Annotated in this window: 10 protein-coding genes; all 10 read left to right on the forward strand. The window is 46.5% G+C overall.

Annotated elements, in window-relative coordinates; translation table 11 throughout:
- Positions 1-212, forward strand: a 212-nt coding sequence (locus tag QZP87_RS11670; RefSeq protein ID WP_291323100.1) for a hypothetical protein, incomplete at its 5' end; no start/stop codon positions are given.
- A gap of 10 nt (positions 213-222) precedes the next feature.
- Positions 223-579, forward strand: a complete 357-nt coding sequence (locus tag QZP87_RS11675) for a hypothetical protein (protein ID WP_291323101.1) — start codon at positions 223-225, stop codon at positions 577-579.
- Between the two features lie 658 nt (positions 580-1,237).
- Positions 1,238-1,489 (forward strand): hypothetical protein, encoded by a 252-nt coding sequence (locus QZP87_RS11680; RefSeq protein WP_291323102.1) that lies wholly within the window; start codon positions 1,238-1,240, stop codon positions 1,487-1,489.
- A complete protein-coding gene (locus QZP87_RS11685; RefSeq protein WP_291323103.1) occupies positions 1,486-1,824 on the forward strand; it encodes a type II toxin-antitoxin system PemK/MazF family toxin in 339 nt (112 codons plus the stop codon). Before QZP87_RS11680 ends, QZP87_RS11685 begins: the two co-directional genes overlap by 4 nt.
- A 241-nt stretch (positions 1,825-2,065) precedes the next feature.
- The gene (locus QZP87_RS11690; protein ID WP_291323104.1) at positions 2,066-2,332 is read left to right on the forward strand and encodes a type II toxin-antitoxin system YafQ family toxin; all 267 of its coding nucleotides are present in this window, start codon (positions 2,066-2,068) and stop codon (positions 2,330-2,332) included.
- Between the two features lie 55 nt (positions 2,333-2,387).
- Positions 2,388-2,756: a hypothetical protein gene (locus QZP87_RS11695; protein ID WP_291323105.1), complete on the forward strand. Its 369-nt coding sequence runs from the start codon at positions 2,388-2,390 to the stop codon at positions 2,754-2,756.
- A 2-nt stretch (positions 2,757-2,758) separates the two neighbouring features.
- Complete coding sequence (locus QZP87_RS11700) at positions 2,759-3,577, forward strand: type II TA system antitoxin MqsA family protein (protein WP_291323106.1); 819 nt, start codon at positions 2,759-2,761, stop codon at positions 3,575-3,577.
- A 168-nt stretch (positions 3,578-3,745) separates the two neighbouring features.
- Entirely contained in the window at positions 3,746-3,955 is a 210-nt protein-coding gene (locus QZP87_RS11705) for a hypothetical protein (RefSeq protein ID WP_291323107.1), read from the forward strand.
- Positions 3,956-4,068: 113 nt separating this feature from the next.
- Entirely contained in the window at positions 4,069-4,476 is a 408-nt protein-coding gene (locus tag QZP87_RS11710) for a nucleotidyltransferase domain-containing protein (RefSeq protein ID WP_291323108.1), read from the forward strand.
- Positions 4,469-4,894 carry a DUF86 domain-containing protein gene (locus tag QZP87_RS11715; protein WP_291323109.1) on the forward strand — a complete coding sequence of 142 codons (426 nt, stop codon included), beginning with the start codon at positions 4,469-4,471 and terminating at the stop codon, positions 4,892-4,894. Before QZP87_RS11710 ends, QZP87_RS11715 begins: the two co-directional genes overlap by 8 nt.
- Positions 4,895-5,588 lie beyond the last annotated feature (694 nt).

The following is a 5,588-nucleotide window of genomic DNA, read 5'->3' on the forward strand; positions in this document are numbered from 1 at the left end:
ATCCAGAGCCAGCGAGTACCGGCCCGGATATCGACTCACACCCAGAACACGTCCTGTGTCTGTTTATCATGCGCAGGGATGGCCGAGTGGCTGAAGGCGTCGGTCTTGAAAACCGCAGACCCGAAAGGGTCCGGGAGTTCGAATATCTCTCCCTCCGCCACTTCTTAAATTCAACTAAGTTTTCCCTCAAGCGTGTTCTGGTGAAACTTTAGGAGGAACCCCATGAATCAAAGCACTCTCGAAGCCCCTCAAGCAATACCTGTACGTTCACCTGGTCATGAGGTCAACGGGCATGAAAATGTTGGCGTTGAGTGGGTTTGTACTTTGTTTGTCAATCGTCTTGTAAACCATGTTTTAAAACAGCCTTTGAGCATAATCATTGAACCGGACAAGCATATGATCCTGGCTCGTTGCCCGGATCTGCCTCTCTATGGATGCGGGGAAGACACCATAGAAGCTGTTGATATGCTCAAGCGAGAGATCGAATCTCTTTGGGAGGACCTTAAGGAAGAGCAGGATCTGGATGCTGAATGGTCCAGCATAAAGAGATTTCTTGACGATAATATCTCGTGGCCATGAAAAATAATCAGTTTTCAGCGCATGACATAAAGAAGAAGTGTGAACAAAAGCCAAGCCTTGATTTTGCAGGCAAGAAAGAATTCAACGCCAGAACCAGATATCAGGGCAAGTTGATCAGGGTTACAATTTCAAAGGGACGAGATTGTTTGCCTCCGAAAACTTACAAATCCATAGCTTAGAAACTATATTTAAATGTCAAGCAATTTGACGAATTGTTGAGCTGTAATTTTTATGAAAGCGATTTCTATCGGAACTTGGATTCAATCATAGGCTCAAAATTTCATCCTTAAGCCAAAAGAAATTTTCAATTAATCCTGAACATAAACAGTTAGACAGATAGGCTTTTGCCGTGACCGTGCGCGTAAAAATAAGTGCCTGAGTAACTACAATTCGGCATCTCAGTTGTTTCAGCATTTTGCTGTCACACAAGATTGTCATTTTATGAGTACAACACGGACTACTCCCCTCCTTGGCTAAGGAGGGGCCGGGGGTGGTTCGTTCTAAATGACCACTCCCTTAAGGGCTGTTACTCTACCATGACTTTTCTGCTCTGGATTAGGGGCACGGCGTAAACTTTCCTCCTGACATCATTTTTCTTGACTATGAATCTCAAAAAGATCAAAATTATGGTCAAATAAAAAACCAAGAGGGGATCAACATGTCATCCTTAAGCCAAAAGAAATTTTCAATTGATTCCGAACAGATACAATTGTTGGAAAGTTACAGAGAATGGGGATTTTTAGATCAAAGCAGCATGGTTAGAGAGGCTCTTAATCGCCTAAGCAATGATTTGAGGAAGAATAAGCAAAAGGACAAAATGGCCCAGAAGGCGAGAGAGCTTGTTTCAGAATATAACACAGATAAAGAATTAACCGTTTTTACGGATTTAGATAGCGAGGAGTTTCTGTGAGACAGGGTGAAATATGGGAAATAGACCTAAACCCGACTATCGGATCCGAAATAAAGAAGAAACGGCCTGCTGTAATTATAAATAACGATTCAATAGGAATTTTGCCTCTCAAAGTAATAGTTCCTGTAACAGAATGGAAAGATAGTTTTGAGGGAGCTATATGGCTGGTAAAAATCGTACCAGACAGTGATAATAATCTAATGAAGCTATCTGCTGTTGATACGTTTCAGATCCGGTCCGTGTCGACAAAACGTTTTTTGGTAAAGACAGGTTCAGTATCCTCAAGAGTATTGGAAGAAATAAAAACAGCCGTTAAAGCGGTGGTTGATGGCTGAAACAATATTTGTGCCAATTTGCAAGAAGCCAAATGTCGCAAGTAGTTGTAGCGTCAACTATATTGGTGACTTACTAAAGAAGCCCTGCCTGTCAAGCCTCGAGGATGATTGAATTTTTTACATCCAGTTGGCTCTTCCATTTCGTTGAGCCCGCAAAGCTCTTTTCTTTATTGGGTTGCGGGCATAACCCGCGTGTAAGGATTCAGAGGGTCCTAAGTGATAGTTCCTGGCACCAGGCCTGGTGCCGGCACCTCCTCAAAGGTTACGCCCGCACGTAAAACGGATGAAAAAGCGTGGTAATAATCTTGAAAAATTGAAAATAATCATCAGTTCACTACTGAATCAGGAGCCACTTGATGACATCCATCGCGACCATAAGCTGATTGGTAATTGGAAGGGACGCCGGGAATGCCATATTGAATCCGACTGGCTGTTGATTTATCTGGTTGAACCAGACCGTGTTGTCTTTGAGCGCACTGGCACCCACTCTGACTTATTTCAGAAATAAAGAGAAGAAATTTTTTGAATATGAGTTGACAAAAGTATCAATTGATACCATAAAAATGTTCAGACCGACTTCAAAAGAACTTTCTGACAAGTTGAAGAAGGCCGAGAAAGCTGTCTTTGACGGGCGCGTGTCTATCATAGACCCTGAAACAGTGGCTGAACACGCCATTGAACTGGAATACGACATTGAGCTTGATTTGCACGAGGTGCTAAAAGAGCTTCTAAGTCAGATGTCCAGGGATGAATACGCAGGTACCAGGCCGCCTCAAAAATCGTACAAAGAAGAAATCAAGGGGCTGGAAATATTCCCTTTTGTCCTTTACAGTCCGCGCCTTGCCTGCAGAGTGTATTTGAAGTTCGCCCTTCAACAGGAAACTTTCTGGCTCATATCACTTCACAAAGACCGGCCTCCCAGGGAGGAATAAGCATGCAAGAACACAAGTGCCCTGTCTGCTCCAGCTTGATGGAGTTTAAGGAACTGAAGAAGAAAAAGGCCTTTAAAGGGCTGGACATTGAATATTCCGGCAGGTTTTTCGTATGTCCAGGTTGCGGTCTTGAGGCTGGAGATGCCGGGTCCGCCGGCGAAGTGCAGCGTGCAATAGCCGATGCATACCGGAAGAAGGCCGGGTTATTAACCGGCCGGGAAATCCGTGAGCTTAGAGATTCCAAGGGGATGACCCAGGAGCAGCTAAGCCGGGCTTTGAATGTAGGTGTTGCCAGTATCAAGCGCTGGGAATCCGGCATGGTTCAGTCCAGGTCCATGGACGGGCTTCTTCGCAGGCAACTTAAGCCTGAACCCAATCCTTATACCGGAAACCGGGAAACCAGCCTGCCCCGGATAAAGCTGGTCGCCCAAACCCTGGAAAAGATCCTGAACAGACAACTGCTCAAGGAGGGGGACAGGTTTCTGTTTCTGGGAAAATACCTGTGGTATGCGGATATGCTTGCTTTCAGACGTTCAGGCCGGGGACTCACCGGCGCAAGCTATGCAGCCCTGCCTTATGGTCCACAGCTGAACAATTATAGAGATCTTGTAGAGCCCATCAATAATTCCGACATTGCGGATGCAGAACCTCTTTCCCGGGAGGAACATGCCGTTATTCTCCATGTAGCAGACTGCTTTCCCCATGACCGGGACATATACGATGCCTCACACAAAGAAAAAGTATGGCATGATGCTCCTGCAGGCTCTTTGATTTCTTACTTGTGCGCATACGAACTGACCCAGATACCAGAAGAGGCGTAGCTTGGACATTTATACGCATTATTTCTGTAACGACTGGAGATATCAAACGCCCTGAGTTTTTTGTGGAGGTCACCAGTTGGGCATCGAAGGCATGCCCGATTTAAGCCCGCTTATGCAGGTGTCTGGTCAATATACAATTGAAAATTATTGATGGATTGGAGGTAGTTCATGACGGAACTTCTCAGGAAAGCCTTTGAGGAAGCGTCAAGGTTGCCGGAAATGGAGCAAAGTGCTCTGGCCCGGCGGCTGATAAACGAGATGGTGTCCGAGAAGCAATGGGAAAAGGCTTTTGCCGAATCGGAAGATGTGCTGGATAAACTGGCGGATGAGGCAATTAAGGAGCGTGAAAAGGGCGAGACAAAACCTCTGGACCTTTGATCGGCCGTGACATCGTATACTACAAAGCGGTTTCGCAAGCTTTTGGGGGATCTCCATCTTTTGTGCAGGCGGCTGATAAATAACATCTTTTGCCCGTTTACAGGACCAGATTCATGAACACTACTGCAGATCAGAGACTGTTGAACAACCTGCCGGAACTGACGACCCGCTTCCCGGCTATTGAGGTTTTGTACCTGTTCGGTTCCCGGGCAAAGGGTGCGGCTAGATCCGACAGCGATGCGGATGTGGCTGTCTTTCTGGAGGAAAAGGCGCTGCGGGACAATCCTCTTCTTGACCTGGAAATTGGGGCGTTCCTGGAAAAAAAGCTGTCCTGCCCCGTGGATGTCCTGGTCATGCAGAAAGCCTCGCCCATCACCCAGCACCAGGTGCTGGCCGGAGGTGTTCGCCTGTTTGAGAAGGATCCGGCATACAGGGCCAGGGTGGAGCTTATCTCATTTAAGCGCTACCAGGACGCAAGGCACTACCAGAAAAAACGCCAGGAGGCGTTCAGACATGGTTAACCAGGACATAGTGCTGCGACTCCTGGCCAATATAGAAGGTTTTGTGTCTGATCTGCGCCAGGCAGAGGACATTACTTACCAGCGCTTTATGCACAATATCCGGGACCAGCGTTTTGTTGAGCGCACCCTGCAGATAGCTGTAGAGGCCTGCATGGACGTAACCCACCACATAATATCCGATGAAAAATGGCGCGAGCCGGACAGTTATGCAGATGCTTTCTCGGTTCTGGCCGAGAATGGCGTCATTACTCCGGAGCAGGCCGAGCGCTATGCCCTGATGGCCCGCTTTCGCAACCGGATTGTTCATTACTACGAAAATGTCGAACCAGAGCAGGTTTTTGTCATCTTCAAGAAGCACCTGGGAGATTTTGATGATTTTGCTGCCTCCATCAGGAACTGGATGACGCCCTCAGATTGATATCCTTCAAGCATACCGAAAATTCCAGGGTGCTTTTTCTTCAACCTCCAAACTCCCATGCCTTCATCCACACTTCTGCGTATTCTTCTTTATGCCCCGATCTCCAGGCTTTTCGCTCTCTTTCGCAAAGTCGCCCCCTCGTCTAATCGCCCCTCATTTTCCATGTCCCGTGCCCCATGCCCCGTAACTTCACCCGGGAATTAATTGTATATGTATATCTGGCATATTAACTGTATAAAAAATGCTGATCAATATTAAATATTGTCAATACTTACCACTACAGCGAAACTTATGGCTGACCTCCGGGGACTGGCTCTCCCCGCACTTATTTTTTCCAATAAAACCAAGATCATTTGTAATAAAAATAAGTGCAGGGGTGCCTGTCCCCAATTGAGATACTCAGGTCAAAGGCCGGAAGGGCCTGTCCTTTCCGGCCTTTTCGTTTGCCCGGCAAAACCGGAAACCGCGGCCAATTAAGAAATATGGCAAAGTGCTTTGGCGCTTTTCTATTATCATTTATTGTTGGCAGATCTTTTTCCCTTGCCTGATTAATACAAAAAACTTAAAATTGTTGTAACAGTTTAGCCATTTGCATGTGGCATGGGGACTGGCTCCACCCGCACTTATTTTTAAAACCTGTCAATCATCCTTCAGAAAAATAAGTGCGGGGGTGCCTGTCCCCTGCTTTCCTTAA

This window comes from Desulfonatronospira sp. (assembly GCA_003563255.1).
Lineage (GTDB): Bacteria > Desulfobacterota > Desulfovibrionia > Desulfovibrionales > Desulfonatronovibrionaceae > Desulfonatronospira.

Coding starts and splice junctions, on each gene's coding strand:
- QZP87_RS11695 (WP_291323105.1), top strand. CDS start 2,388: ATGTTCAGACCGACTTCAAAAGAACTTTCTGACAAGTTGAAGAAGGCC.
- QZP87_RS11680 (WP_291323102.1), top strand. CDS start 1,238: ATGTCATCCTTAAGCCAAAAGAAATTTTCAATTGATTCCGAACAGATA.
- QZP87_RS11700 (WP_291323106.1), top strand. CDS start 2,759: ATGCAAGAACACAAGTGCCCTGTCTGCTCCAGCTTGATGGAGTTTAAG.
- QZP87_RS11715 (WP_291323109.1), top strand. CDS start 4,469: ATGGTTAACCAGGACATAGTGCTGCGACTCCTGGCCAATATAGAAGGT.
- QZP87_RS11710 (WP_291323108.1), top strand. CDS start 4,069: ATGAACACTACTGCAGATCAGAGACTGTTGAACAACCTGCCGGAACTG.
- QZP87_RS11675 (WP_291323101.1), top strand. CDS start 223: ATGAATCAAAGCACTCTCGAAGCCCCTCAAGCAATACCTGTACGTTCA.
- QZP87_RS11705 (WP_291323107.1), top strand. CDS start 3,746: ATGACGGAACTTCTCAGGAAAGCCTTTGAGGAAGCGTCAAGGTTGCCG.